Annotated in this window: 27 protein-coding genes; 11 read left to right on the top strand and 16 right to left on the bottom strand. The window is 43.0% G+C overall.

Annotated elements, in window-relative coordinates:
• Positions 1-363: 363 nt before the first annotated feature.
• Entirely contained in the window at positions 364-1,506 is a 1,143-nt protein-coding gene (gene rodA / locus JMX82_RS04830) for a rod shape-determining protein RodA (RefSeq protein ID WP_055124925.1), read from the bottom strand.
• A gap of 263 nt (positions 1,507-1,769) precedes the next feature.
• Between rodA and JMX82_RS04825 the strand changes: the two genes are divergently transcribed.
• Both JMX82_RS04825 and JMX82_RS04820 read left to right on the top strand, forming a co-directional pair.
• Positions 1,770-2,714, top strand: a complete 945-nt coding sequence (locus JMX82_RS04825; RefSeq protein WP_201539687.1) for a D-Ala-D-Ala carboxypeptidase family metallohydrolase — start codon at positions 1,770-1,772, stop codon at positions 2,712-2,714.
• 183 nt (positions 2,715-2,897) lie between these two features.
• Complete coding sequence (locus JMX82_RS04820) at positions 2,898-3,473, top strand: hypothetical protein (RefSeq protein ID WP_201539686.1); 576 nt, start codon at positions 2,898-2,900, stop codon at positions 3,471-3,473.
• 137 nt (positions 3,474-3,610) lie between these two features.
• Here the strand turns inward: JMX82_RS04820 and JMX82_RS04815 are convergent, their stop codons facing one another.
• The 3 genes from JMX82_RS04815 to JMX82_RS04805 form a co-directional block, all read right to left on the bottom strand.
• Positions 3,611-5,158, bottom strand: coding sequence for a M16 family metallopeptidase (locus JMX82_RS04815; RefSeq protein ID WP_201539685.1), 1,548 nt, complete (start codon positions 5,156-5,158; stop codon positions 3,611-3,613).
• Between the two features lie 69 nt (positions 5,159-5,227).
• The gene (locus JMX82_RS04810) at positions 5,228-6,739 is read right to left on the bottom strand and encodes a M16 family metallopeptidase (protein ID WP_201539684.1); all 1,512 of its coding nucleotides are present in this window, start codon (positions 6,737-6,739) and stop codon (positions 5,228-5,230) included.
• A gap of 84 nt (positions 6,740-6,823) precedes the next feature.
• On the bottom strand, positions 6,824-6,988 hold the full coding sequence (locus JMX82_RS04805; RefSeq protein ID WP_157908393.1) for a hypothetical protein: 165 nt from the start codon (positions 6,986-6,988) through the stop codon (positions 6,824-6,826).
• Between the two features lie 866 nt (positions 6,989-7,854).
• Here JMX82_RS04805 and ftsY point away from each other — a divergent pair.
• Entirely contained in the window at positions 7,855-8,766 is a 912-nt protein-coding gene (gene ftsY / locus JMX82_RS04800; RefSeq protein ID WP_265089308.1) for a signal recognition particle-docking protein FtsY, read from the top strand.
• A gap of 65 nt (positions 8,767-8,831) precedes the next feature.
• Positions 8,832-9,404 (top strand): methylated-DNA--[protein]-cysteine S-methyltransferase, encoded by a 573-nt coding sequence (locus JMX82_RS04795; protein WP_201539682.1) that lies wholly within the window; start codon positions 8,832-8,834, stop codon positions 9,402-9,404.
• A 101-nt stretch (positions 9,405-9,505) separates the two neighbouring features.
• Here JMX82_RS04795 and JMX82_RS04790 read toward each other — a convergent pair whose 3' ends face one another.
• Positions 9,506-10,255: a YebC/PmpR family DNA-binding transcriptional regulator gene (locus tag JMX82_RS04790; protein WP_060491175.1), complete on the bottom strand. Its 750-nt coding sequence runs from the start codon at positions 10,253-10,255 to the stop codon at positions 9,506-9,508.
• Between the two features lie 402 nt (positions 10,256-10,657).
• Between JMX82_RS04790 and JMX82_RS04785 the strand changes: the two genes are divergently transcribed.
• Positions 10,658-11,488 (top strand): ion transporter, encoded by an 831-nt coding sequence (locus tag JMX82_RS04785; RefSeq protein ID WP_045446426.1) that lies wholly within the window; start codon positions 10,658-10,660, stop codon positions 11,486-11,488.
• Positions 11,489-11,536: 48 nt separating this feature from the next.
• Here JMX82_RS04785 and JMX82_RS04780 read toward each other — a convergent pair whose 3' ends face one another.
• Together JMX82_RS04780 and aroQ are read right to left on the bottom strand one after the other, a co-directional pair.
• Entirely contained in the window at positions 11,537-12,838 is a 1,302-nt protein-coding gene (locus JMX82_RS04780) for an ABC1 kinase family protein (RefSeq protein WP_055124918.1), read from the bottom strand.
• Between the two features lie 134 nt (positions 12,839-12,972).
• Positions 12,973-13,509, bottom strand: coding sequence for a type II 3-dehydroquinate dehydratase (gene aroQ, locus JMX82_RS04775; RefSeq protein WP_201539681.1), 537 nt, complete (start codon positions 13,507-13,509; stop codon positions 12,973-12,975).
• 477 nt (positions 13,510-13,986) lie between these two features.
• On the opposite strand from aroQ, the gene JMX82_RS04770 reads away from it, so the two are divergent.
• Positions 13,987-14,202, top strand: a complete 216-nt coding sequence (locus tag JMX82_RS04770; protein ID WP_011513806.1) for a cold-shock protein — start codon at positions 13,987-13,989, stop codon at positions 14,200-14,202.
• A gap of 307 nt (positions 14,203-14,509) precedes the next feature.
• Positions 14,510-15,664, top strand: a complete 1,155-nt coding sequence (locus JMX82_RS04765; protein WP_201539680.1) for a DEAD/DEAH box helicase — start codon at positions 14,510-14,512, stop codon at positions 15,662-15,664.
• A gap of 149 nt (positions 15,665-15,813) precedes the next feature.
• Here the strand turns inward: JMX82_RS04765 and JMX82_RS04760 are convergent, their stop codons facing one another.
• The 9 genes from JMX82_RS04760 to ilvA form a co-directional block, all read right to left on the bottom strand.
• Entirely contained in the window at positions 15,814-16,716 is a 903-nt protein-coding gene (locus JMX82_RS04760) for a sulfite exporter TauE/SafE family protein (protein ID WP_201539679.1), read from the bottom strand.
• A gap of 208 nt (positions 16,717-16,924) precedes the next feature.
• A complete protein-coding gene (ccoS, locus tag JMX82_RS04755) occupies positions 16,925-17,221 on the bottom strand; it encodes a cbb3-type cytochrome oxidase assembly protein CcoS (protein WP_201539678.1) in 297 nt (98 codons plus the stop codon).
• Positions 17,222-17,346: 125 nt separating this feature from the next.
• On the bottom strand, positions 17,347-18,120 hold the full coding sequence (locus JMX82_RS04750; RefSeq protein WP_201539677.1) for a YdcF family protein: 774 nt from the start codon (positions 18,118-18,120) through the stop codon (positions 17,347-17,349).
• Positions 18,110-19,216 carry a UDP-N-acetylmuramate dehydrogenase gene (gene murB, locus JMX82_RS04745; RefSeq protein WP_201539748.1) on the bottom strand — a complete coding sequence of 369 codons (1,107 nt, stop codon included), beginning with the start codon at positions 19,214-19,216 and terminating at the stop codon, positions 18,110-18,112. Before murB ends, JMX82_RS04750 begins: the two co-directional genes overlap by 11 nt.
• 134 nt (positions 19,217-19,350) lie before the next feature.
• Positions 19,351-19,848, bottom strand: coding sequence for a low molecular weight protein-tyrosine-phosphatase (locus JMX82_RS04740; protein WP_201539676.1), 498 nt, complete (start codon positions 19,846-19,848; stop codon positions 19,351-19,353).
• A 206-nt stretch (positions 19,849-20,054) separates the two neighbouring features.
• Entirely contained in the window at positions 20,055-20,495 is a 441-nt protein-coding gene (locus JMX82_RS04735; protein ID WP_201501170.1) for an RNA-binding S4 domain-containing protein, read from the bottom strand.
• A gap of 125 nt (positions 20,496-20,620) precedes the next feature.
• Complete coding sequence (locus JMX82_RS04730; RefSeq protein ID WP_201539675.1) at positions 20,621-21,307, bottom strand: FMN-binding negative transcriptional regulator; 687 nt, start codon at positions 21,305-21,307, stop codon at positions 20,621-20,623.
• A gap of 29 nt (positions 21,308-21,336) precedes the next feature.
• Positions 21,337-21,720, bottom strand: coding sequence for an excalibur calcium-binding domain-containing protein (locus JMX82_RS04725; protein ID WP_227676324.1), 384 nt, complete (start codon positions 21,718-21,720; stop codon positions 21,337-21,339).
• Positions 21,721-21,845: 125 nt separating this feature from the next.
• A complete protein-coding gene (ilvA, locus tag JMX82_RS04720; protein WP_201539674.1) occupies positions 21,846-23,399 on the bottom strand; it encodes a threonine ammonia-lyase, biosynthetic in 1,554 nt (517 codons plus the stop codon).
• Positions 23,400-23,593: 194 nt separating this feature from the next.
• Here ilvA and JMX82_RS04715 point away from each other — a divergent pair, with 194 nt between their 5' ends.
• The 4 genes from JMX82_RS04715 to JMX82_RS04700 all read left to right on the top strand — a co-directional run bounded on the left by JMX82_RS04715 (position 23,594) and on the right by JMX82_RS04700 (position 26,626).
• Positions 23,594-23,968, top strand: coding sequence for an ArsR/SmtB family transcription factor (locus JMX82_RS04715; protein ID WP_201539673.1), 375 nt, complete (start codon positions 23,594-23,596; stop codon positions 23,966-23,968).
• Between the two features lie 125 nt (positions 23,969-24,093).
• A complete protein-coding gene (arsC, locus tag JMX82_RS04710) occupies positions 24,094-24,498 on the top strand; it encodes an arsenate reductase (glutaredoxin) (RefSeq protein WP_201539672.1) in 405 nt (134 codons plus the stop codon).
• Positions 24,488-25,234 (top strand): arsenical resistance protein ArsH, encoded by a 747-nt coding sequence (arsH, locus tag JMX82_RS04705; protein WP_201539671.1) that lies wholly within the window; start codon positions 24,488-24,490, stop codon positions 25,232-25,234. Before arsC ends, arsH begins: the two co-directional genes overlap by 11 nt.
• Positions 25,235-25,315: 81 nt before the next feature.
• Positions 25,316-26,626 carry an arsenic transporter gene (locus JMX82_RS04700; protein WP_201539670.1) on the top strand — a complete coding sequence of 437 codons (1,311 nt, stop codon included), beginning with the start codon at positions 25,316-25,318 and terminating at the stop codon, positions 26,624-26,626.
• Positions 26,627-26,745: the final 119 nt, after the last annotated feature.

The following is a 26,745-nucleotide window of genomic DNA, read 5'->3' as shown; positions in this document are numbered from 1 at the left end:
TCTATCAGTACCAATTGGCAACGAAGTGTTTTAATGAGAGGAAATATGAGGGTATTTTTAATTACTTTAATTAAATCAATGGCTTGTATTTATTATTAAAAGTAGATAGGAGGATTTTTATGGCAAGTTATAGGACTTGCCATAAAATGATGAAACAATAAAATTTGTTAGAAACCCTTAATTTGTTGTTGATTTACATTTATTTTCAACCATCTTGCATGTGACAATGATTTAGATAAAGGCTTTAATTGGCTGGTTTATTTGCCTTACGACTTTTATATAGCCTGTGTCTTTTGATTTTTAACATGAATAGCATTAAGATAAAGTTAGAATGTTCATTAGAGAATCACTGGTAACTGTGCATCAACTGGGCTTGTGAGTGTGAATGGACATAAGTAGTCCAAATCCTGCCATCAAAGTGACGATCGCAGTACCGCCATAGCTAATGAAGGGCAGAGGAACGCCAACGACGGGTAAAATACCACCAACCATACCCACATTAACGAATACATAAACAAAGAAAGACATGGCAATTGCACCCGCTAGTAATCTACTGTATACATCAGGATGGGTGAAAGCGATGTATAAGGCGCGCAGGAGTAAACAGGAATAAATGAACATTAATAAAATCACGCCCAACAAGCCAAACTCTTCTGAAAAAGCCGCGATAATAAAATCAGTATGACCTTCTGGTAAAAAATGTAAATGCGACTGCGTGCCCTCTAAATAGCCCTTACCAGTGAGCCCACCCGCACCGATAGCGGTTTTTGACTGAATGATATTCCACCCAGCCCCTTGTACATCGGCTTCTGGATTGAGCAGTGTTAAGACACGGGTACGCTGATAATCATGTAATAGAAAATTCCAAGCAATCGCAATAAGCGGTATCGCTAATATGGCGGCAGCTGAAATCAATCGCCAAGACAACCCTGCCAAAAAAAGCACAAAGATGCCACTGGCTGCCACCAATAGCGACGTCCCAAGATCAGGCTCTTTTGCAATTAATAATACAGGGACGATGATTAAGGCTAAGGTAATGACAATGCTAGATAGAGAGGGCGGTAGATCACGCTTGGATAAAAACCAAGCACACATCATTGGCATCCCAAGTTTCATAAATTCTGAGGGTTGCACACTGCCAAACCCTGGTAAATTAATCCAGCGCTGAGCACCCATACGTACTTCACCGATGATATCGACCAATACCAATAAAATTAATCCCATTACATAAAAGATAGGTGTAAAAGTGCGATAAAGGCTAGGCGGTATCTGTGCCATGATAAACATAACCGTAAAGGCCACACCATAGCTGACCATTTGACGTAATACCATACCGACATCTTGACCGGCAGCACTATATAAAATTGTCAAACCAATGCAGCAAACCGTCAATAAGAGAAGGGTCAACCATGGATCGATATGTATACGCTGCCATAACGATGGTGCATGGCCTTGGCCTAAATGATGGCTCTGACGTGAAAAACGGTATTGCGGATTAGAAGACATAGGCAAAGTGTGTCTGGCAATTGAGGTAAGAGTGAATTTTCAAATCAGATCAACATTTAAAGGTAATCGCACCATATCTCTATCTATGCAAGTAAAATATCGTAGATAAAGTAACACATAAGAAATAAAGTCACATAATTATAAAAATTATAAGGATAAGTGTTAATTACCAATAACACGCCTCTGATTAGAGGCGATAGTTTAGCTTGCTTGCTGAAAATTTGATAGTATCGATAAAACGTTTTTAGCGGTAGCTTGTTGCAATGACCAATACAAAAAAATATCCTTATAGGCAGATTCACAAGCCTATGCTTGCACTACTCATCTGTGCCAGTAGCATCTCTGTTCATGCCGCTATTATCAGCGACAATAGTGAGCGCCGTATCCAAGTACGTCAGGGTAGTAGTAGTAACGCTCACATCAGACCTTCGACGAATACTACAAGCTATAATTCTGGCGTTACCATGCTGAGTGGCGATAGCATGCAAGGATTGATTGCTCAAAAGCAGCGTGATTTTGATTTCGATGACAGTCTGTCTATTGAAGAAAATAAGCGCATGAATGTCAATCGGCGCGCGCCTGCTTATAATACAACTTACAGTAATAACAGCTACAGCACTGCGAACAATACTTACAATAGTACTTATACTGATTCTATTAGTATGGATTTTAACGCGTGGTTGAATAGCAATAGCTACCGTGCTAGGCAAGTAGCAGATTTTCAACGCTACCTAAATTCGCGGGTAGGGGTACACAATGTACCGCCTATGTCGCAATTACTCACGACAGCACGAAGCTGGAGCAAATGTGGCTATGAGCCTTATCAGTTGCCACCGCAGGAGTTATGGGCAAATATCGTCCCGACATTACGTTTGTATGGCGAATTGAAGCATCAAGGAATTCTACCTATCAGTAGTGAAATACGCTCGGTATATCGCAGTCCTGGCCTTAATGGCTGTGCAGGTGGTGCCGATAGTAGCAAGCATATGAATGCCAGTGCTATCGACATCTGGGTACCAGAGTATGAAGATAACTTATGGCGGCTCAGTACGATGCAAGATGGCTTATGCCAGTTTTGGCAATATCAGGGTCAATCTCATAATTTCGGTTTAGGGCTATATGCTACGGGTGCGATACATCTAGACACGGATGGTTATCGTAAATGGGGCTTTAATCATGCCAGTAGCTCATCTTCGTGCCGTTATTAAGTCATCTATGATCTATTAAAAAATCAAATAAATATGAGCCAGAGGTAATTAAGTTAGAGTAAAAGCGCTATAATAATACTGATGAAAGGCAGCGCTAAATGATAAATAGTTTAGCATTAAAAAACTATGGTTAATGATCATTTAGTTTATGAAATCACATAGCGTCTATTGTAAGTAGGATTTATGAAGAAGCGGTATTCAACGATGGTGAAAACACATAAGTCTGATAAGCCAAAAAAAGCGTTTTTACAATCAAATAACACATATATGGCTTTGTTTGGTTCAGTCTTGCTCTCTCTTTTATTGGTCAGTGCTTGTAGCCCAGAAACGTTTTCTGAACAAGGCTCTCTAACAGCTGAAGATTCTGCTACTGATCCTGACAGAAACTTACAGGACGTTGAAGATATTGAAGATAATATTAAGAACTCTTACGCTCGGCTGGCTTCAAAGCGCTCAGATATCTGTCCAAAACTCATACAAGAAGAAATAGGCAGTCAGGTCGTTGAGCGTACTGCAGAAGTGATGGTGAATAATCATTGTGATTATTTTTTATACCCACGCAGTGGTCAGCAGATTTCGGTTAGCATTAACGACAGTCAAATTGAAGCGCTACTGATAGTGCCAGCGCTGCATGATTTTGCTAATGGTGACTATCAAGTAGACTCTTATGACAAGCACGTGATTCGATTGACCTATAATGGTGCAACTTATAAGCCTGAAAATTTCATGTATGACGTGGCAGTGACTATTTCTGGTTAAGAGCATTATTTTTTGTATGGACAACCTACTATCGATTTTTATTACCACTCATAAACAGTGCTACTCATAATTTATTACCACTCATAAAGAAATGCTTGGCAATACTAAATAGTGTTGCCAAGCATTTCTTTGTGCGGCTATTTATTGGTCTTTTTATCTTTCCAAGGATTCTCTTGTCCAACGGTGACAATCAGAAAATCATCAGGCTTAAGGGTATCTTGCATGGTTTGATTGACTTCTGATAGCTTTACTTGATCAACACGTTTGACATAATCAGTCAGATAGCTGTTTGGTAGTTGATAAAAATTCATCATCCCAAGTAAGCCATTAATTCCCGCATTGCTCGCAAAACCCATCGGAAAGCTATTTTTAAGATTGTCCGTCGTTAAGCGCATCTCAGTGCTGGTGATACCTTTTTCTAAAGTGTCATTGATAACGGCTAAGCTGGCATCAATGGCCGCGCGCGCCTTATCATTGCGCGTTGAAAAACCGATTTGGTACGGTCCTCGTGCCAGCATGGGATTCATAGAGCCTGATATGCCATAAGTGTAGCCCAAGTTTTGTCTAATCTCAGTCATGAGTCGCGCATTAAAATCACCGCCTGCAAGCACCTCATTACCAACCGCAAAGTTGGTTTGCTTCTGCTGAGACTGGGGATCGGTGGCACGCTTATCTCCCAATTGTCCCATAAGTACGGTGGTTTGAGTACTTGGAAAGGGGATATGAATGTGCTTGGCTTGGCTCAGTGGTTTGGGTTCAGGCAGCTCAGTTGCAGGCTGACCTTTCGGTAATTTGCTAGTGATATCTTCCGCAAGTTTTTTTGCTTGCTCTAAGGTTAGATTACCAGTGATGGCAACGGAGGCATTAGCTGCGACTAAGTAGCGGTTTTTGAAATCTATCAGCTGTTGCTTTTCGATAGTAGGAACGCTTTCAAGCGTACCCGCTGATGGATGGGCGTAAGGATGATCGCCATACAATGCTTCGCTAAATGCGATGCTAGCAAGGCTGTTGGGATCTTGTTTTTGCTGCTGCAAGCCAACCAATAATCGTGCTTTATTACGTGCTAGGATGCTGTCGTCAAAAGCGGGTTCGCTGAGCATCTGAGTCATTAAATCAACGGCTGGAAGTAGATGCTTATCATCAGATAAGCTACGTAGCGACACAATAAACATGTCTTTATAGGCACTACTATTTAGATTGATACCCAAGGTTTCGACAGCGCGAGTAAATTCATTTTCGTCTAAGCGTTTAGAGCCTTGCGTCAACATAGTGGCAGTCATATTAGCAATACCAAAGCCTGTGTTACTAATACTGCCATCACGGGCGCTACCAGCGTTAAAACGCAAGTCGATATCGACAATCGGTAAGGCTGTCGTTTGTACAAAACGTACGGGAACGCCTGCCTTGGTTTTGAACTGCTGAATTGTTGGGATGGTAACGGTTAACGTTTTATCATCGTCAAGGCTGGTTAGCTTTGATAATGCGGCAATCGGTGCGCTCGTATCCACTGCCGCAGAGCCACGATATTCTTCAGCACCTGTTGTGTTTGCTTGTGCTGTCAACGTTGTTAGACCTAGCAAGATGCCAACACTAAGATGCGACAGTTTTTGCATGGTGGCGGTTGCTGATGGTATTGAGCTGTAAGCTTTTTTTCTATTTTGCAACAAATCACTATTTTGAGTCATGGTTTTCTTCTTATAAATAAGGTCTTTATGATTGGCGCTTGTATCGAATAAAGAGCTAACACGACACGATTATTTCTCTGTCGCTGCTTGGCTTTTAGGTGGTATGACATGCATCACTGTTAAATTGTCCTTTACCAAATACTTTTTGCTAGCAGCTTGTATGTCAGCAATCGTCACGCTATCGAGTTTGCTGGGCAATTCAGCAAGCAGCGTATCGTCAAGACCGATAGACTGTAAGGAGCCAATCATCTGCGCCTGACCTTCCATGCTGTCTTGCGCATAGACGAGCCCTGTGACCGTATTGGTTTTGGCACGCTCGATTTCATCAGCAGCGATGGGATCGGTTTTGAGCTTTTCTATTTCAGCCATAATGGCTTGTTGTGCTTGCTCTAAGCTGACACCTTCACGTGGAGTCGCTTGTATCAAAAACAGTCCATCGCCACGATCTAGCAAGTCATATGAAGTGCCCACCGTGGTCAGCAGACCTTGCTCGCGTATCAATCGACTTTCAAGGCGGGCAGAGAGACCACCGTCTAATACATCTTGAGCCAGTGAGAGCGCATAAGCTTGTTTTTCATTAGCTGCACCAGCAGTGACGAGACTGGGTACGTTATAACCCATTAATAATACTGGCACTTGTACGGCTTGCTCGGAGTCGACTTTCTGATAGCCACGGAAGCCCTTTTGACTGACGGCAGGACGTTTAGGTAGATCGCTTGGTATTAGCTCACCAAAGTAACGTTTGACTTGAGCCAATACTTCTTGAGGTTTAATGTCGCCAACGACGACTAACGTTGCATTGTTTGGTGCGTACCATGTTTTATACCAGTCTTTTAAATCTGTAAGGGTAATGGATTCAAGCTCATCCATCGGACCAATCACGGATTCGCCTTTTGGACTATTCGGGAGCGCCAATAAGCGAAATGACTCATAAGCCTTGGCAAGTGGATTATCATCAGTGCGTTGGCGGCGCTCCTCCATGACCACTTGGTGCTCTTTGGTAAATTCCTGCTCATTAAACAGTAGGTTTTTCATACGATCCGCTTCTAGCTCTAGTGCTAAAGGAAAGCGGTTGGCAGGGAATAGCTCGTAATAGCCCGTATAGTCGTAGCTGGTAAACGCATTATTGACGCCGCCAAATTTAGCAATCAAGCGCTCATAGTCGTCGCTCGAAACGTTGGTAGTGCCTTTAAACATCATATGCTCAAGCAAATGCGAGATGCCCCCTTTATCCAGTGGCTCATCTGCTGACCCAACTCGATACCAGATTTGAGTCATTACCACAGGTGCGCGATGGTCTTCTTTTACCACTACCTTTAGACCGTTTTCTAATTGATATTCGTGTCGACCTGACATATCCATGGTCAATGCTGATGAGGGCTGAATGTCCTGACCTGATTTAGCTGTGTTTAGCTCATCTTTACCCAAGGTATTTTCAATGACTGGCTTCTGACCAGTCGACAATGTGTTGGCGTTGATAGTGCTGGTTTGGCAAGCAGCAAGAGTCGTTGCTATTGCTAAGGCACAGGCAAGACGTAGAGATGCGGCAGGTAAGTGCGACGGTGATAAAGGCAGTGGCATGGTATATTCTACTTATATAAAATGGCAACTTGTAAATTGATCAGTGGTTAGATCACTCTAAATACTAGCGATAGATAGCAGGTTTTATAAAGATTTATGTGCCCCAACCATCACACTGGCTGTTGGCTTAAATTCTTGGGTGGTATTGCAGCCTGTCGCAGATAGCACCAGTGTTGCTACTAATAAAGCTGCGCTGATGCTGATTGCTTTTTTACCGTACGTTTTGTCAGTATTAGATAGTGATGGCATAGATAATTCCTAAAAATGAGGATTGAGTGAGCGATAGTGAAGTAATTGGTAAGTTTTGGAATAAGGCTTGTTCTACAATAAACTCTGGTAGAGTAGGCGAAGTTTAGCATGTGTAAGGTCAGATTTTTGTTGCCAAATCTTAAGCGAAACTTTCTAAAGGGGTGGTGTGACTTGCCAGATTTGCAAAAATTGACGATAGGCTATGATGGTAAGGTCTGAGCACAACTCGAATTATGATAAACTAGGCTAAAAATTGACTGTCGTGGGTCATGATCCATGACAAAAACATGACGATATACCAACCCATTTAAAATAATCAAATAACTGACCGTGATAACTTTTAGGGCAAGCTTATGAATAACTCCAATAATAGCAGTCGTGTAATCATTAATCTCGATGGCAATCTTGATGACTTAGATGACGATGATATTACCTTACCCAGTCTGCCTTCGCAATCTGTGCCTATTATCGATGAGAAAGAAGATGCAGGCTCTATCCAAGCGCCCAATGATCAAAGCATCGAAGATCAGCAAAAAGACAGCACGATAAACAAAGATGTCTCAAGTGCTGATGCGGCACAAAACATTGCTTTGGGTGCGCCAATTGTGAGGACAGAAGAGCAAAGCACGTCTAAAAATGCCTCTGAGAGCTTTATAAGCGCTTCCTCAACTGATAACGATAATAATAAAAATATTGATACTAAGCTTAGCACTATTTCTACTGCCCCAACCATGCCATTACAGGAGCAACTTGGCGATAGCCCAAATGTCAGTCCTGCGAGTAGTGCGGTACAAGCGACCACTCAAACAGAAATCGAATCTACAGAGCTGCAAGAAAACAAGAAAAAAGGCAGCTGGTTTAACCGCATGAAAACGGGGCTAAGTAAGTCGCGTAAAAATCTTGCCGAAGGTATGGTCAGTATTTTGATCGGTGGCAAAGAGATTGATGATGAGCTATTGGAAGAAGTTGAAGATCAGTTATTGGTCGCCGATATCGGTGTCAACGCGACCAATCGTATTATCAAAAGTCTGACCGAGCAGACAGATCGTGGTGATTTGATTTATGCGCATTCATTATATAAAGCGTTGCAAACTGAATTGGTTGATATTTTAACCCCAAAAGTTGCGCCATTGGTCATTGATACTAGTAAACAACCTTTTGTGATTTTAGTTGTGGGTGTCAACGGTGTCGGTAAAACCACGACGATTGGTAAACTTGCCAAGCGCTTACAAGGCGAAGGTAAATCCGTTATGCTGGCTGCTGGCGATACGTTCCGTGCCGCTGCCACTGAACAGCTGCAAATCTGGGGTGAGCGTAATAACATTCCAGTCGTCGCCCAAGGTCATGGCTCTGACAGCGCCTCTGTTATCTTTGATGCCATGCAGTCTGCCAAAGCAAAAAATATCGATGTATTAATCGCTGATACTGCTGGACGCTTGCAGAATAAAACCCACCTGATGGCAGAGCTTGAAAAAGTGGTACGCGTCATGCGTAAAGCTGATCCAAGCGCGCCGCACGAAGGCATGATTGTGCTTGATGCTGGCACGGGTCAAAATGCGATTAATCAAGTAGAGCTCTTTAACAAAGTAGTGCCATTAACGGGTATTACCATTACCAAACTAGATGGCACTGCAAAAGGTGGCGTGGTCTTCAATATTGCCGAAACGACGGATGTGCCTATTCGTTATATTGGTGTCGGTGAGTCGATCGATGATTTACGTGCCTTTAGTCCAAAACAATTTGTCGCCGCATTATTTGAGACCGATGATAAAGAGTAGCGCTCGATAGGTTGTTTTAGTCGATGAACGATTTTTGAAAATATCATCATTTGAAAGGAAGTATCATGATAGTCACCACAGCCGCTTTTGGGGCACACCAGCTAACGTTAATTGCGAGTGTCAATGAGCATAGTAGCCCTAAGCTGGTAGAAGTCAACTGGCTGATAGCAGGTGACTCTTGGCATAGCTCAAAATCCATTCCCAAACTTAAGAAACACTATGGGCTTGTCGATCAGAGCTTTACGTTTATCAATGAGGATAGCCTAAGCGAAAATGAGCCTGCCCAAGCGCTACTCATAGAGACTATAGTGCAATTAAAATCGTATTTTAAAGGTGATCGTCAGGCATTCGATTTGCCATTAGATATCAGCTTAGGAACCAAGTTTCAGCAACGAGTTTGGCAAGCGTTACAAGATATTGGCTATGGCGAAACAATAAGCTATGCGACACTGGCACAAAATGTCGATAGTCCCAAAGGATTTCGCGCGGTTGCTAATGCTAACAGTAAAAACCCTTTTAGCATTATCGTTCCGTGTCATCGTGTCATTGCTAGCGATGGTAAGCTTGGTGGTTATACAGGTGGACTAGATAAGAAAACATACTTGCTAGCGCTCGAAGGTGTCACTTGCAAAACCTAGTAGGAGCGAAGCGTTCGTCAGATATTACTAAACAAAAAAAGCCAAACATTTAAAACGTTTGGCTTTTTGATGAGTGAGACATAAAGGGTTGCTGGATAAAACTATTGCTCAAGTTGGGTCATTACGTCAGCAGAAAAGTTCACATTACTATAAACCTCTTGCACATCATCGATATCTTCTAACATATCAATCATTTTCATGACTTTTAGCGCATCATCGACATTGTCTATTTCAGCACTGGTAGACGGTGCCATGGTCACTTCAGCATTGTCGGAGACCAAACCTGCAGCATTAAGCGCATCTTTAACATGACCGAAATTTTCCCATTCAGTGATGACGAGCAAGCTGTCACCATCATTCTCGATATCAAGCGCGCCTGCATCTAATGCCACTAGCATGACTTCATCTTCTAGGCTTGTATCATTAAAGATGATTTCACCGCGCTTATTAAATAGATAAGCGACCGAGCCAGTAGTACCCAGATTGCCTTCATTTTTGGTAAAGGCGTGGCGTACTTCACTGACTGTTCGGTTAAGATTGTCAGTCAAGGTTTCGACAAGTACTGCAACGCCGCCGATGCCATAGCCTTCATAGCTTACTTCGTCCATATTGTCATTGTCATCACCGCCTGTACCACGAGCTACTGCACGGTTGATGGTGTCTCGCGTCATATTGACAGATAGGGCTTTTTCAATGACAGCACGTAGGCGCGGATTCTTATTAGGATCAGGATCACCTTGCTTGGCAGCAGAGACAATTTCACGAATAATTTTAGTGAATACTTTACCTTTTACCGCATCCTGACGGGCTTTACGGTGTTTAATATTTGCCCATTTTGAATGGCCTGCCATATAACATCCTTAAGTTTTGCGTATTATTTATTGTGCTTAAAACAAGTGTTTAATAACAATCTTTCACTATGAGTGTGTCATGAATGAGCGTATTTATACATTTTAAGATTTTTCAATCTGCATGATGACACACCTCAGACCACCTGTTTCTATGATATAGCTTGCGCTATCTCTTTGAAGTAACAGAGCTACCGACACGTTAACGATTTGTATTTTGTTGAGAGTGCTTTTTTTGCTACACTGTGGCAACTTAGTGATTGTATTCACATGTGACCTGTGAGCAATATTATAAACCAATTTTATCTATTTTGACTAACTTGGCCTTATCCAGCGTATTTTAAATCATTGGTTGCCATCAAGCCATTAATTTTATATCGCTACTGACTCGATACTACTGACTATATGAAGCAACCGACGGCTGAAGCCATTACCCACCTGCGCAACCGCATTCATATTATTATTGAAGGCACAGATACCCGTTTGGGTAAACTTTTTGATATTGTATTATTGATTGCGATTTTGACCAGTGTGGCTGTGGTCATGCTTGACAGTGTGCTATACATGCGCCTGCAATATGGCACTATATTCTTCTATGCTGAATGGTTTTTTACCATTTTATTCACGATAGAGTATGCGCTCAGGTTGTTTTCAGCACCAAACCGCGTGCGTTACGTCTTTAGTTTTTTTGGGGTAGTCGATTTATTGTCTGTGCTGCCAAGTTACCTAAGCCTCATGTTTGTGGGGGTACAGTATCTATTAGTGATACGGGTTTTGCGTATTTTACGTGTGTTTCGCGTACTCAAGCTCAAAGCTTATATGCAACAAGCGGGATTTTTGGCCTCGGCGCTTAAAACCAGTCAGCAAAAAATCACGGTATTCTTTTTGTCGCTAGTATTATTGGTCACGATTTTCGGCTCGATTATTTACGTGGTAGAAGGCCCTGAAAATGGCTTTACCAGTATTCCGCTGTCTATCTACTGGGCAGTCGTCACCATGACCACGGTCGGTTACGGTGATATGTCACCCAAAACGCCGTTAGGTCAAGCGATTGCGAGCATGGTCATGATTACGGGTTATTCGATCATTGCAGTGCCAACGGGGATTTTTACTTCTGAGCTGGCACGTAATATGCGTCCGCAACTCAATCCCGTCACCTGTCCTAATTGTGGCAAGTTCGGTCATGCCATTGCAGCAGAATTCTGTGATCGTTGTGGACACGCTTTGCATATTTAGCCGTGTTTGTGCGTTGTCTGCTTTCTTAACACTCTATATTTTATATCGTTATACATCAATGTATTCACTAACGAGCGGTGATAAGTCAATTTCAACACCGAGGTTGACCAAGTTCCAGTATTGTCCTGACACTGTGCGATCTAGCATCATGGTGGTTGCAGAAGGTTGGAATTGACCAAAGTACTTCAACGACATCCGCATTTGAGCAATGACTTCGTGATGAACCTGACTTTGAGCAAAATCAAAAGCGCCTTGTTGATAAGGTTGAATAGACAGAGGCTTTAGCCCAATGGATAGCCATTTCTCATAAAACTCTCCGGGGATATTTTTATCGTCATCACGGCGAATATCAAGAGCGATGAGGTCCTGCTCAAGGGCAGTCACATCTCCTTTAATGGCATGCTTGGCAAAACGGCGGAACAATTGAACTTCGCTATCACTATAGCTACGGATGCCGCCAAAATCATAAGCCACCACACTGCCGTCTTTGCGAAAGGCAAAGTTGCCGGGATGTGGGTCACAGTGCATACGGTATAAGCCAAATAGTTGTCCTGCGGTAAAGTGGAACAGACGCTTGGCTATGTGTTGTTTGATGTCATTGTCCCAAGTCGCCGCGACGGTTAGGGTTTCTCCCATCTCTTCTGTTAAGGTTAAAATCCGTTTAGAAGAGTGGCTGCTAATGACTTTAGGAATAATAAGACCTTTGTCTTCTGCATGAAATGCGCCAAACACTCGTAAGTTATGCGCTTCTTTAATATAGTCCAATTCATCATGTAAACTTTGGCGAATCTCGTTGAATAGTTGCTCTTGCAATTGTTTGCTCATATTGAGCACACCCGCGATTTTCAGTGCCATGCGTACTTGTTTGAGGTCACTATCACAGTTTTCATCGACATCAGGATATTGAACTTTAACCACCACTTTTTGACCAGATGGCAAAACGGCTTTATGCACTTGACCGATGGAAGCCGCCGCAAACGGTGTTTCATCAAATTCGCTAAATAATTCTGCGACAGGCGCTTTAAGCTCGCGCTCAATTTGTGCACGTATCTGCGCATAGGGCATGGGCGGCGCATCTTTTTGCAGCTTTTCTAATGCTGTCGCCACTTCTGGTGGGAACACGTCTTTATATTGCGAGGCAATTTGCCCGACCTTCATCACCGCGCCTTTCATTTCACCCAATGTTTCGGCTATCTGAATGCCCACATCTTGCATCAGCTCTGAGCGTGCTTGCAAACGTTTTTCTTCGTCACTTGAGAGGTGCTTAAATGAGTTTTTAGCTGCTTTGCCGGCAATGCTTGCTGTCATGCCAGCCAATTTCATAAAGCGCTTTCCAGACGATTTTGCCATTCATATCACCATATAGTGGGTTGTTTGCTCAGTCATAATTTTAGTGTTTTAGTCAAACAATTGCTGTTTAACTCGTGTGCTATTGATAAAGTATAGTTATACAATTCATGATTTTCGGTTATCAGAATTGAGCATTAATCGCTGATTGTGACAGAGTAGAGGCTATCAAGCCAGTAGGACAATGCCATTTGATAACCCAGATGCCCCAAACCACAAATAACACCGACGGCGACATCGCTTAGATAAGAATGATGGCGAAAAGACTCGCGCGCATGTACATTGGATAAGTGTACCTCTATAAACGGTTTTTGTGTGGCCAAGAGCGCATCACGTAACGCAACCGAGGTATGAGTAAAGGCGGCGGGGTTAATGATAATGGCATCTACTTGCAGCGTGGTATCCGCTAAAAGTCCATGATATTGGATGTCATCTATCAGCTTACCTTCATGATTGGATTGTATACATATCAATTCGATACCGTGCTGAGCTGCGCGTGCGATCAGACGTTCCTCGATATCTGCTAGTGTCGTATGACCATAAATCTCAGGTTCGCGCTTACCCAATAAATTCAAATTGACCCCATTAACCAACAACAACTTATGAGTGAGTGTTTTATCGGCATTTTGCTTCGAAGGCGTGACGGTTGGTATAGACTGAGAAGGAGAGGTCATAATGGTCTCTATAACGATGAAACGAGGTTGAGGATTTATTATTTGTTATAAGGTTTAGATACTGTATAAGCATGAAATGGCATAAGCGTAAAATTGCACAGTTTAATCAAACCTTTCTCTTTATGATAACAGCTTGATGACGAGGTTATAAAAAAATTACATGAAAAATAAAGCTAAAGCCAAAAAATCATGTTAAAAGTCTTTATGTTGCTAAAAACCCGTGCTATGATATTTTTTATGCAATAATTATTGCAAGTTTGTTGCTACTGCCGAAGTAGAGCAGTCAGTAAGGCAGTCGTTATGTTTGTAAGTACTCACTGTATTGCTACATACCATTATTTGCTATAGATGCGGTATGTAGGTGATAGTAGTGAGGATAGTACTCTTAAGTTTTTGATTTCATTATCTTAGATCCCGTTTATATGCAATGTTGCAAAGGAATTTGGGGCTAAGCGGACTTTTTTAGGAAGCAATATTATGTCAGCTCGTGAGCAAGGTATCGTTAAGTGGTTTAATGACTCAAAAGGCTTTGGCTTCATTCAACGTGACAGCGGAGAAGATATTTTTGTCCATTTCCGCGCGATTCAAGGTGATGGCTATCGTTCTCTAAAAGATGGCGAAAAGGTCGAATTCAGTGTGGTAGAGGGTGATAAAGGTCTTCAAGCTGAAGAAGTCAGAAAAGTAGAAGAGTAATCTATCCAGTCATTAGAGCGGTTTAGCTATAATGTCTGTAGACACTACTGATATACTACTGAGTCAAGCCCGTTTTATCTTACCCATGTTGAGTCAAAATCAGCATGTTTGGTGGGATCAGGCGTTAGGCTTGGCTTTTTTTATGCCCATATCTCAGTCAGCTATATATAGATTTCATATTGTTGTTGCTGCTTAATTTAGATAGCAATATAACGGGTTATCATAAGCCTATTTATCATGAGCCTATTTATCATGAGTCTACTTATTATTAGTAATGAACAAGTGATTAATTTAAAAGGATATTTTTTTGAGTAATTTTACCACGTTTACTGATTTGCCACTTTCAGCACCGACCTTACGTGCCGTAAGCGATCTAGGTTTTACGGCATTGACGCCCATTCAAGCAAAAATATTACCGCATACGCTGGCAAATCAAGATGCTATTGGACAGGCGCAGACGGGTACTGGTAAGACGGCAACCTTTCTATTGACTATTATGGAAGCCTTGCTTAAACGTCCTTTTACCAATGATGAAGAGCGTTATTTGGGTGAGCCACGCGCAGTGGTTATGGCACCCACTCGCGAGCTTGCTCAGCAAATATTTGATGATTGTATAGCTTTGACCAAATATACTTCGCTACACAGCGTTTGTATTATGGGTGGCACCAATTATGAGACTCAGCAGCATGAGCTTGAGCGTCAATATGTTGATATTTTGGTCGCGACACCTGGTCGTTTGATTGATCTTGCCAATAAAGGCATGGTCTATTTAGATCGAGTGGAAGTACTGGTGTTAGATGAAGCAGATCGCATGTTAGATATGGGTTTTATTCCTGACATCAAGCGTTTGGTCGGTCGGATGCCAGCCAATACAGACCGTCAAAGCTTACTGTTTTCTGCCACCTTTAACCAAGATGTGATGAATTTAGCCTATCGCTGGTTGCATGAGCCGCAGTTTGTTGAAATCGAGCCAGAACATAAAACCAGTGAGTTGGTCGATCAGCACTTTTACTTACTGACAGAAGATCAAAAATTAGAAGCGTTGCAGCGTATTATCAGTGATACGGCAGTGGATAAAGTGATTGTCTTTGCCAATCGTAAAGACCAAGTCAAGCGTCTCTATCATAAGCTGCGTCAAGCACATAAAATTGTGATGTTGTCAGGCGATGTCATTCAACAAAAACGCGAAAAGTATTTACAGCGTTTTAAAGATGGTCATGCTTCTGTCTTGGTGGCAACTGATGTCGCAGGACGCGGTATCCATGTCGATGATGTTAGCCACGTGGTTAATTATACCTTGCCTGATCAGCCAGATGATTACGTGCATCGTATTGGTCGTACGGGTCGTGCTGGACAAACAGGCATCAGCATTAGTTTTGTGAGTGAAGATGATGCTTTTAATATACCCGCGCTAGAGAAGCATTTAGATACTAAGTTTACCCTTGAGCAGTGGCAAGAGTAGTGATTTATAAGCCGTCAGTTCTACTATAGTGTATAGCTGTCGGAATCATAAAAGCCCTCAACGTCATGATTGATGTTAAGGGCTTTTTTATATGATGGATTTTGATGTTAAATGATTTTATATTTTAACAATATCTATTATCGATGATTCTATTGAGCTTGTTCCATCATTTCAGAATGTTCATCGTGGTTCATGTTGATCGCGCCATCACTCATATCATGCATACTATGATCCATACCTTGGGGGGTTGTGCTGTTATCAGTTGGCATCATATGATGGCTGCTGTGATCCATATTTGTATCCATCGGCATATCCATCATTTCTGAATCGCTCATTTGCATATGATCGCCTTGCATGGTGGACATATCATGTCCACCATGCATGCTAGACATTGCTATAGGGACAAACACAACGGCTAAGCCAGATAATACCATGACAGCGCCATTAAGCTGTCTCAAGCGAAAACGTCCAATCTTGTCACGTAACCAGCCAACGGTTTCGTGCGTGGCGACTAGCATCGGTACGGTTCCTAAGCCAAACACAAACATGAGTGCGGCACCGCTTAGTGGATTGTGAGCGACCACTGCAATCAATAATGCACCATAAACCAATCCACAAGGCAAAAATCCCCAAAGCAGTCCAGCCGTTAATGCTCGCGGAAAGGTATTGAGTGGAAATACTTTTTGACGAAGTGGGCTGAGATATTGCCAAAATCGCATACCAAAACGCTCAAGATTTTTTAAAAATGGTGCGCCAAGCATGGTTACGCCGACGAATACTAACACCAAGCCTAGCAAGATACGTGGCGTAATATTACCTTTCATTAAGGGTTCTAGCACACTGGTGCCAATCAGTCCTGCCATCAAACCCAAAAATGCGTAACTGGTCAAACGACCTAAATGGTAAGTTGCCACAAGAGCACGGCGCTTGGTAGGGCTGACGTCTTTCATCGATAGCCCAAATGCTGTCACCAGACCGCCACACATGCCTAAGCAATGCGGTGAACCAAAAAATCCCATCAGTAGTGCCGCAATAAGTAAAGCGGTGGTCATGGGGCGATTCTCCTAAAAAATGAAAAGCAAACCTACGCATACAATCGGCGTTTAACTAGCACTTAACAGTAGGTTGCGCAGATAGTACAAGCCTTGATAAGTGGTTAAGGCTTCCACCTTGTTCAATGTACTAAGTCGTACGATTTGCGCTCGGTTGCCATATATTCACACTTTTAATAGCTTTTACTATAGATAAGGTGGCTCAATGCTAGATTTTTGGCTGTTTATCAAGGTCAGCATGATCAATTAACTCTATATCAGGATGGCTCACCTTATCATCAGCGACTATATCAGTCACCGTTGTATCGTCATTTTGCGAAATAGGCGCTGAGTAATCATGAGCCTGTATGGTTTGCCGTCGCTCTTGGCGATCATCCAATATGATGCGCTGTGATGCATTGTCCAAATCTTCAAACTGGTTTGATTTGACCGCATAGCGTACTGCCCAAATGGCAACCACAAACAGCATGAGACTTAATGGAATTAACAAAAATATACTGAGCATGGTAACTCTCTTAAATAGCATTTTCTTTTATTATTATACACTCATCACAAGTATAGTGGATGACCGGTAGAGATTAGGGTTAGTTCTCAGAAGATATTGAACTGGCTACCTGCTTGTATTTAACTTTATTCGTCAGGTTTTTTTGCTGCGTTCCCTCTAGGGGTTAACAGCTGCTGTGAAGTCACGTCGTTGGCATGACGACAATTCATTTGAGGACGTATCACATCGCGTAAATAAGCGGCAACTTCATAAACAGCGCGTCGAGAATGACTTAAGTTTTGCGCAGGTTTCATCCAGTCACGGCTCACTGGTAAAGGGGCGCTAAGTGGTGTGCTATTGATACCGTTTAAGGCAAACTGTCTACGAGCACGTGCCATATGGTAGCTGTCAGTAATGAGATACACATGACGCAGTGGAATACGTTTGGCGGTAAAACGTGCATTTTCGCAGGTATTCATACTGGCATTTTCACTTATCAGCCCATCAATACCATGCTCAATGAGCCATTGACCGAGCCACGGCGCTTCAGCACCGCTTAGCACAATAGGTAGGGGTAAGTCGTGATAAGCGCTGGCAGCGGTACGGGCGCGGTTGAGGCTGTAGCTATTAAGAATAATTTGATTGTCATGATCATTGGTTAGTCCGCCGCCTAACACCACATAAGCGGTAGGCGGTGAACTCAAGGCAGCAGAGGGTAGGCTGGGCAATGGCAAAAGCGTAAATAGATAAACAATCGCTTGGGAGAACAGCGGCGTGAATAGGCTGATGAGTACTAAAATAACAGTCGTTGAACCAAGTAAAAAGGTAATATTAATAATACGAAATAGCTTTATCATACGCTCAGCTGAACGCAGGTAATAACGCCATAGTCGCTTAGATAATAGCCGCTTAGACCACATGCTCATCATACCCAATAGAGCCGTCAGTATTTACCCAAACTGGCTCACGCGCTAACTGAATCGCAAATTTTTCATAGACCGTATCGACGATATGTCGTTGGGCATCTGCTACATCATCTTGAGTGGCGTGATAAGGGGCATGATTGGTCAGCACCAAGGCTTGCTGCTGATGGGTGACAATCGGTGCAATACCACCACCTTTTAAGCCTGTCTGTTCAATCAACCAGCCTGCCGCAACCTTTACCATGGCATCAGGCATAGCGTAGCCGACGATAGTAGGGTAGGTCGATTGTAAAGCAGTAAAGTGCGATTGAGAAATAATGGGGTTTTGAAAAAAGCTACCACAATTTGGCAGCTGCTTGGGATTAGGGAGTTTTTGTTGACGAATATCGATAATCGCTTGCATGATATCCGCAGGCACTGGCTGCGTACGATCGTCTTGCTCGGCATAGCGTTGTGCAACGGTTTGCACATCACCATAGCTGGCTAGGATTTTGGTTGCATCGGTATGTAATCTGAACCCAACACAACTGATTAGCCAGGTATTAGGCGCACGTTTAAAAATGCTGTCACGATAGCCAAACTCGCAGTCGGCAGCTGTGAGATGATGCCAAGTTTGAGTGGGTAAGTGATAGGCTCGTACATACTGTAAGCAGTCTTCTAGTTGGACACCATAAGCACCGATATTTTGTACGGGTGCAGCGCCAGTTAGCCCCGGGATTAGTGCCAGATTTTCTAGCCCATACCAACCTTGACTGACCGTATATACCACCAAGTCATGCCAGTTTTCACCTGCCATTACTGCGATATCGACGTGGCTATCTGTCTGAGCGGTTAGGCTGATACCGCACATTTGGGGCTGCAATACGATAGCATTCAGATGCGCTGGCAATAACACATTACTACCGCCAGACAACACAAATAATGGCTTATGTTGCGCTATGTCTTTTTTATAATTTGCCATAAAATCGTCAAGCTGTGCTTCAGCCGTCAGTGTCACGACAGTATCCGCGACACAGGCTAAGGCCATGGTATTACCATGTGACAAATCGACTAATTCACGGGTCAATAAGCTCGCTGGCAAATCAGTGGTCATGGCAAACTGAGTACTAGAATCCAAGCGTGAAACTGAGGTCATAACATAGCCTATGTGGCAGATAAATAATGGATTACACAGTGTTTATTATAAAGGATGAAAGACACAAAGGTGGCAGAAAGTTAGCTTTATCGTTAGCAAGCTTTCCAGCTTTCAATCCACGCTTGTGCGCTTGACTCAATACGTTCAATCACTTCTTCAAAGTCATCGCCATCGTCTTTATAAGGATCTGGCACATCGTCGCCGCCATAAGTAGGATCTTCTTCACTAAATAAAGCCAACTTGGCCAAATGGTCTTCTGTCTCTGTCAAGCTGTCCTTGATGGCTTGTAAATCAGCTAAATTCTGTGTATCCATCGCTAGAATTAAATCAAAATTACGAAAGTCATCGGTACTGACTTGGCGGGCGACCAGTTTGTTGATTTTATAACCATGCGCTTTTGCATGGCGTTGCGAGCGAGTGTCAGGCGCATGACCAATATGCCAGTCACTTGTCCCTGCTGAATCTACTTTGATTGACAATCCAGCAATCGCTGCTTGCTGACGAAAGACTTCTTCAGCCGTTGGCGATCGGCAAATATTTCCCAAACAAACCAATAATACAGAAGACGGAGTACAGGTTTTCATCAGCATAATATGACCTTGTATAACAAAAAAACATGCTATAAGAGACCGGCATGTTAGTGCGGCTTTTATTAGCATGCAATTAATTAAGTAAATCGGCTGTCAGCGTAACGGTTAATGCCTTGAATGGCAAGAGTAGAAGCTAAACAATACGGTCATCTGTTCACGAATTTTCGATGATATTATTTATAATCTAAGGTTGTACTTTGACCAACTTATTCTTGTTTGTGCTTAAAGCGTTGAAGGTCACGGCGCTCTTTTTTGTTGGGTTTATTATCGGGCCGTGCAAGATTGGCAAGTTTGCGCTGCTCAGCATGATAAGCGCGGCGCTCTTCGCTTTCTTCAGTCTCTGAATACAAGACTTCAGCAGCGAGCGCATTACCACGTTGCGCCGTTAGTGCTTCAACGACGACGGTCTTTTCAGTCATGGCAGTGGCTGAGCCTTGACGAATCTGTAGTTCATCGCCAATCATAATCTCTTTACTGGTCTTTACGCGGCTACCCGCATAATGTACCCGTCCGCTTTCGATGGCTTCTTTAGCAAGGTTGCGAGTACGATAAAATCGTGCTGCCCACAACCACTTATCGAGACGCATACGCACGACATCAGGTTGGCTATGGTTAGGCTGATTGTGGTTTTTGTTGTGTTTACTCATCAAAACCTCATCGATATCCATAAAGTAAGATAATATTAATGGTGCTTTTTTTGCAAATTGAAAGAGCCTTGCGCTATCAAAATGTTTAAAAATAGATTTTTATGGTGAAGAGCGAAAGTCTCGTCTTAGCCATTATTCTGATTGACAACTTTCATCGCCATTTCAGCCGCATCATTTGTCTTTAACTGCGCTAAACCATTAATCACACCTGTGATATTTTCTACGGTTTTATTTTGGCTTAATTTAAATTGGGCTTGTATAGAATCGATGGGCAGCTTAAAGCCAATAATCCCTCGGCACATAGCATCGATATAAGTAGCAGGTGCCTCATCTAATGACCAAGGATGGTCGGATAGCACCTCTTGCCGTGCAGTCATGGTTGCTAATATCCATTTCAGCGTATCGGCGTCTTCAAGCAGCTCAATTTTGGATTGAATATGGACGCTTTGATAATTCCAAGTGGGCACTTCTTTATGGGTTTTCGCTTTGCTAGGATACCAGTTGGGGCTGATATAATGTGCAGAATCTTGAAAAATAATTAACCACGCAGTATCTGGTAAGGTGTTCTGATAAATAGGATTTTTACGACCGAAATGACCGTAAAGATAGCCGTGCTGAGCATTAGAGTGAATATCAGAACCAACACCAACACTAGCATCAGGCATAAAGTTATCGTTATGCCAGAAGAGTGGTATATGGCAGGCTTCGATGCCATCTTTGGTTTGAGCAACCAAGGTCGCTAAGGGATTGGCTGCGATAAATCCAATGATATTTTCTAGGTTTTCTTCGGCAAAAATAGCAGGAGTATGCATGCTTTTCTCAGTTTATATTTGATATAAAATCAGCGACACCACTGCTGCTCACATGGGACACCATCATTATTACCATCCATTTTGGTATTCGGGCAGTGTTGTACAAAGTAAGTGGCTTCTGCGCATGACGTCATCTGAGAGCAATGCTTTCTGCCATCACAGGTAAAGCTTGATGCTGATGCTGACGACGTGAGTATTGGTTTTACTGCCGAGACTGATGTTGACGTTGCATCTGAGTCGACGTACGTTGGCGGTATGTCATCCAGATCAGTTGAGGTAAAAGCAGCGTCAACTGGAGTATCAGTCGCAACGTTAGCAATAGGGTTACTGGTCGTGTTGTCAGGTTGCAGCATCTTATAACCCAAAAGTGCTAAAACCAGTAATAATACAAAGATCAATATCTTTTGAGTCACGGTTTACCACCTCATCATGGTCGCTATGAATTAATGAAAGCTACCAATGCATAATCACTATTCATTCATCAATGGCGGCTTTTTGGTGATTAACAAACAGCCATTGATGGATTGATAGTTTATTTTTATTTCAAAAATAATTGATAACCAATATTGTCATTGAGCATGGTGCAGTCATAGCCGATATCGAGTAACGCGTCTTGTAATTGACGAGAGTTACCTTCAGGCGCTTGCAAACCGACCAATACGCGACCTTCGGCGGCCCCATGATTGCGATAATGAAACAAAGTGATATTAAAGTCATCACCTAGCTTTTCTAAAAACTTCAGCAATGCCCCTGGACGTTCAGGGAAAACCACACTTAATAATTGCTCGTTTGCAACATGCGCATGACCACCAATCAAATGACGGATATGCGATTTGGCAATATCATCATCGGTCAAATCATGAGCTGTATAGCCATCAGCTGCCAATTGGGTGCGAATGGTTTTACGCTCTTTGTCGCCTTCTTTTAGCGCAATACCGACAAATATTGATGCAGGTTCCATAGAGTCAGGTGATTTTTTGCTATCGGCGCGATAATTAAATTCAGTGATATTGCGTCCATGTAAGCTACGGCAGAAATTTAAGAAAGCGCCTGTCTGCTCAGGAATCGTCACACCAAAGATGGCTTCTTTTTTCTCACCAATCTCAGTACGCTCAGCGATATAGCGTAAGCGGTCAAAGTTCATATTGGCACCGCAAATAATACCGACGCAGTTTTTACCTTGTAGATTATGGGCTTCGATATATTTTTTCATACCAGCAACGGGTAACGCACCCGCAGGCTCAACGATACTGCGATTTTCTTCAAAGATGTCTTTAACCGCCGCACATACTTCGTCATTGGTACAAGTCACCACTTCAGGCTCGACTAAAGGACCTGATTTATCACTCTTTTGCATGCGGACAATTTCAAATGGCAATTCGCCGATTTGAGCAACTGCCACGCCGTCGACGAACAGCCCAACTTGCTCAAGCTTAACGCGCTCATTGGCTTCAAGCGCCGCTTTAAGAGAAGCTGATTGCTCTGCTTCCACCGCAATCACTTTGACATGCGGCGCAACTTCACCTAAGAATGCCGCGACACCTGAGATGAGACCACCACCGCCAACCGCGACGAACACATAATCCATATTGCGCCATTGCTGAGTTAGCTCAAGACCAATGGTACCTTGTCCGGCAATCACCAACTCATCATCGTAAGGTGGGATAAAGGTCAGACCTTCTGTTTCAGCGCGATTGATTGCATAACGGTTGGCTTCATCGAAGCTATCACCATATAAATCGACATTACCGCCCAGTGCTTTAACGGCATCGACTTTGATGTCAGGGGTGGTGGTCGGCATCACAATGATATTGTTTAGGGCAAGTTTACGGGCAGAATAAGCAACCCCTTGTGCGTGATTACCTGCTGATGCACAAATGACGCCACGTGCTTTTTGCTCATCACTTAACTGACTAATTCGGTTATAGGCACCACGCAATTTAAAGGATTTGACCGGTTGCAAGTCTTCGCGTTTAAAACGAATGTCATTAGCAAAACGTTGGGTCAGCTTGGGTGCCGCTTCAAGTGGTGTTTGAATTGCCACGTCATAGACGGTGGCTTGCAAGATGGCTCGTACCCAATGTGACAGCATAATGTTCCCTAATAAAAAGTGTGGATGAATAGAAAAATTAAATAGATTAGCCTATGCTGATTTTAACGGTCTTGCAAGACCCTATTGCAGTTTTTGCAGCGATTTCAATTTTTGATGAAAGATAGGGTGGTTTTATCTCAATATTTTTTAAATAAAATATTGAATTATTTCTATATGTCTATATTATTGGACATATGGAAATAATAAATGCTATCGCAAGCTTTGCTGCGCTCTCTCAAGATACTCGTCTAAAAGCTTTTAGGTTGCTGGTCAGCCAAGAGCCTGTCGGCCTACCTGCAGGTGAAATTGCTCGTCAACTGTCTGTGCCGCACAATACGATGTCAGCACATTTATCGGTGCTGGCTCGTGCAGGGTGGGTGGTGTCTCAACGGCACAGTCGGCAGATAATTTATCGCGCCTCACTGTCACATATGGAGGAGGTTATTCAGTTTCTATTGCAAGATTGTTGTGCAGGACATCCAGAATTGTGTGCGTCTCTTATGGACAGTCTGAGCGGATGTGAGCGTGCTAAACCTGCTGATGCAGACAGTCTTTCAAACAATCAGTAAGCCAATAACTGATTTAACAAATCTCTTTACTACTAGGGCGTGTCCTCATTTTTAGCTCATTTAGTCAATTTTTTTAAGATTGAGGACATACCCTAAGCATATTCATAAATATAGGTAAAATTACTATGACATCACTAATTTTTCACAATCCAAAATGCGGTACGTCTCGCAATACATTGGCCATCATGAAAGCATCAGGCGAAAATCCAGAAGTGATTGAATATCTTAAAACCCCGCCAAGCCGTGATTATTTAGTTGAGCTGTTGGCAAAGATAAACCTTTCACCAAGAGAGCTGTTACGAAGCAAAGAGCCTGTCAATGATGAGCTAGGATTAGACAATTCTGAACTGTCTGACGATCAAATCATTGATGCGATGATTGCCCATCCCATTTTAATCAATCGTCCTATCGTGGTCACCAATAAAGGCGCGGCATTATGCCGACCGTCTGAGCGCGTATTTGAGTTGTTAGAGAATCCCGTGAGTAGTTTTACTAAAGAAGATGGGGAAGTGATTTATCATGGCAAATAAAACAGCAGATTTAGATGTAGTCGATTTGGGCGATTTGCCCAACATTGATGCAGACAGTATACAGCCTATCGATATTGAGTCTTTAATTGGTACACATGACCCGCGCCATGCGTCAAGAATATTGGTGCTATATGGCTCTCTACGCCAGCGCTCATTCTCTAAACTGGCCAGTGAAGAAGCGAGCCGTCTATTGCGTTGGTATGGTTGTGAGGTTCGAACTTTTGATCCGACGGGTTTACCATTGCCTGATGCTGCTGATGCCGATCATCCAAAAGTACAAGAGCTGCGAGAGTTGGCGCAGTGGTCAGAAGGTATGCTGTGGGTGAGCCCAGAGCGTCATGGCAGTATGACCAGTATTATGAAAGCACAAATTGACTGGATTCCATTGTCATTAGGTGGTGTACGTCCAACTCAAGGCAAAACTTTGGCAGTGATGCAAGTCAGCGGTGGCAGTCAAAGCTTCAATACGGTTAACCAATTGCGCATTCTTGGGCGTTGGATGCGGATGATTACCATACCCAATCAGTCCTCTATTCCTAAAGCCTTTTTGGAATTTAACGACGATGATCGTATGGATAAGTCTCCTTTATATTTGCGTCTCGTGGATGTTTGTGAGGAGTTGGTGAAATTCACTTGGCTGACTCGTGGACGCTCAGCCTATCTGACTGACCGTTACTCTGAACGAGTAGAAAGCGCAGAGGAGCTGTCGCATCGCGTCAACCAAAAATCACTCTAATGTATCCTCTCATCATTCATTTTCTAATACTTGCTCTTACATAATTATTCTTATAATAATTAAGCCTAAAAAGGTTACTCAATGATCGCATTGATTATATTTATCGTGACTTTGGTTTTAGTGATATGGCAGCCCAAAGGACTGGGTATTGGCTGGAGTGCAATGGGCGGTGCGTTGATTGCCTTGGCTTTTGGCGTGGTACAGCTCTCCGATATTGGTATTGTGTGGGACATCGTTTGGGATGCGACTTTTACCTTTGTGGCGCTTATCATCATCTCGCTTATCTTAGATAAAGCCGGATTTTTTGGCTGGGCAGCACTGCATGTAGCTAGGCTAGGTAATGGGCAAGGACGATTATTGTTTCCTATGATTGTGATTTTAGGTGCGTTTATCTCGGCATTGTTTGCCAATGATGGGGCAGCATTGCTATTGACCCCAATTGTTATCGCTATCTTACTACGTCTTAAATTCTCACCACCATCTGCTTTGGCTTTCATTATCGCAACAGGTTTCATTGCTGATACCGCAAGTCTACCGTTAGTCACTTCTAATCTGGTCAATATTGTTAGTGCTAATTATTTTGACATTGGGTTTGGTCGTTATGCAGCAGTGATGATACCGGTCAATATTGTCTCTGTATTGGCGACGCTGGCCGTATTATGGGTGGTCTATGCGCGGCATATTCCAAAACACTACTCCATTGCTGATTTGAGTGCGCCAGAGTCTGCGATTGAAGATCCGTTGGTCTTTAAAGCGGCCTTTCCGTTGCTCGCGTTGCTACTTATTGCCTACTTTACGACTGAGTCATTGGGCATTGCTATCTCCTTGGTGACAGGAGTGGCGGCGTTACTGTTAATGGCAATTGCAGGTCGCTGGTGGCAAGGAGGGCGTGATGCTGTTGTTCCTGTATCTGATATCCTGCGTCAAGCGCCTTGGCAAATCGTATTATTTTCCATCGGTATGTACTTGGTTGTTTATGGCTTGGGCAATGCAGGGTTAACGGCCTATGGTGCTCAAGTTTTGAATTGGCTAGGGCAGCAGGGTAAGGTCATCGCAACATTAGGAACTGGATTCCTCTCTGCTATTGTAGCCTCTGTCATGAATAATATGCCGTCCACTTTGGTTGGTGCACTGGCGATTGATAGTGCGCAAGTACCTGCTGCCACTCGAGAGCTCATGATTTATGCCAATGTGATTGGTAATGATTTGGGGCCGAAATTCACACCTATCGGTAGCCTTGCGACTTTATTGTGGCTCCATGTATTGGCAGAAAAAGACTATAAAATCAGTTGGGGGCAGTATATGAAGATTGGACTGCTCATTACCCCGCCCGTACTATTGGTCACGCTACTGGCTTTGGTTGTTTGGTTGCCTTATCTGTCTTCATTTTAAAATTTGAATCAATGTCAGCGTAATAGCCACGCTAATCGCAAGACATTCATTAAACTCATCGGGTATAATGGCGGCGCATTTTACCTTTTTACCCTTTACTTTTTTTAAAGCGATACGTT

Origin of the sequence: Psychrobacter sp. 1044 (assembly GCF_904846525.1) — a bacterium.
Lineage (GTDB): Bacteria > Pseudomonadota > Gammaproteobacteria > Pseudomonadales > Moraxellaceae > Psychrobacter.
The sequence above is the reverse complement of the archived record's forward strand: the minus strand, read 5'-3'. Positions and strand labels throughout refer to the sequence as shown.

Excerpts from the sequence above, each read along its gene's own strand:
- rodA (WP_055124925.1), bottom strand. The coding sequence starts at position 1,506 with ATGTCTTCTAATCCGCAATACCGTTTTTCACGTCAGAGCCATCATTTA.
- JMX82_RS04825 (WP_201539687.1), top strand. The coding sequence starts at position 1,770 with ATGACCAATACAAAAAAATATCCTTATAGGCAGATTCACAAGCCTATG.
- JMX82_RS04820 (WP_201539686.1), top strand. The coding sequence starts at position 2,898 with ATGAAGAAGCGGTATTCAACGATGGTGAAAACACATAAGTCTGATAAG.
- JMX82_RS04815 (WP_201539685.1), bottom strand. The coding sequence starts at position 5,158 with ATGACTCAAAATAGTGATTTGTTGCAAAATAGAAAAAAAGCTTACAGC.
- JMX82_RS04810 (WP_201539684.1), bottom strand. The coding sequence starts at position 6,739 with ATGCCACTGCCTTTATCACCGTCGCACTTACCTGCCGCATCTCTACGT.
- JMX82_RS04805 (WP_157908393.1), bottom strand. The coding sequence starts at position 6,988 with ATGCCATCACTATCTAATACTGACAAAACGTACGGTAAAAAAGCAATC.
- ftsY (WP_265089308.1), top strand. The coding sequence starts at position 7,855 with ATGAAAACGGGGCTAAGTAAGTCGCGTAAAAATCTTGCCGAAGGTATG.
- JMX82_RS04795 (WP_201539682.1), top strand. The coding sequence starts at position 8,832 with ATGATAGTCACCACAGCCGCTTTTGGGGCACACCAGCTAACGTTAATT.
- JMX82_RS04790 (WP_060491175.1), bottom strand. The coding sequence starts at position 10,255 with ATGGCAGGCCATTCAAAATGGGCAAATATTAAACACCGTAAAGCCCGT.
- JMX82_RS04785 (WP_045446426.1), top strand. The coding sequence starts at position 10,658 with ATGAAGCAACCGACGGCTGAAGCCATTACCCACCTGCGCAACCGCATT.
- JMX82_RS04780 (WP_055124918.1), bottom strand. The coding sequence starts at position 12,838 with ATGGCAAAATCGTCTGGAAAGCGCTTTATGAAATTGGCTGGCATGACA.
- aroQ (WP_201539681.1), bottom strand. The coding sequence starts at position 13,509 with ATGACCTCTCCTTCTCAGTCTATACCAACCGTCACGCCTTCGAAGCAA.
- JMX82_RS04770 (WP_011513806.1), top strand. The coding sequence starts at position 13,987 with ATGTCAGCTCGTGAGCAAGGTATCGTTAAGTGGTTTAATGACTCAAAA.
- JMX82_RS04760 (WP_201539679.1), bottom strand. The coding sequence starts at position 16,716 with ATGACCACCGCTTTACTTATTGCGGCACTACTGATGGGATTTTTTGGT.
- ccoS (WP_201539678.1), bottom strand. The coding sequence starts at position 17,221 with ATGCTCAGTATATTTTTGTTAATTCCATTAAGTCTCATGCTGTTTGTG.
- JMX82_RS04750 (WP_201539677.1), bottom strand. The coding sequence starts at position 18,120 with ATGTGGTCTAAGCGGCTATTATCTAAGCGACTATGGCGTTATTACCTG.
- murB (WP_201539748.1), bottom strand. The coding sequence starts at position 19,216 with ATGACCACTGATTTGCCAGCGAGCTTATTGACCCGTGAATTAGTCGAT.
- JMX82_RS04740 (WP_201539676.1), bottom strand. The coding sequence starts at position 19,848 with ATGCTGATGAAAACCTGTACTCCGTCTTCTGTATTATTGGTTTGTTTG.
- JMX82_RS04735 (WP_201501170.1), bottom strand. The coding sequence starts at position 20,495 with ATGAGTAAACACAACAAAAACCACAATCAGCCTAACCATAGCCAACCT.
- JMX82_RS04730 (WP_201539675.1), bottom strand. The coding sequence starts at position 21,307 with ATGCATACTCCTGCTATTTTTGCCGAAGAAAACCTAGAAAATATCATT.
- ilvA (WP_201539674.1), bottom strand. The coding sequence starts at position 23,399 with ATGCTGTCACATTGGGTACGAGCCATCTTGCAAGCCACCGTCTATGAC.
- JMX82_RS04715 (WP_201539673.1), top strand. The coding sequence starts at position 23,594 with ATGGAAATAATAAATGCTATCGCAAGCTTTGCTGCGCTCTCTCAAGAT.
- arsC (WP_201539672.1), top strand. The coding sequence starts at position 24,094 with ATGACATCACTAATTTTTCACAATCCAAAATGCGGTACGTCTCGCAAT.
- arsH (WP_201539671.1), top strand. The coding sequence starts at position 24,488 with ATGGCAAATAAAACAGCAGATTTAGATGTAGTCGATTTGGGCGATTTG.
- JMX82_RS04700 (WP_201539670.1), top strand. The coding sequence starts at position 25,316 with ATGATCGCATTGATTATATTTATCGTGACTTTGGTTTTAGTGATATGG.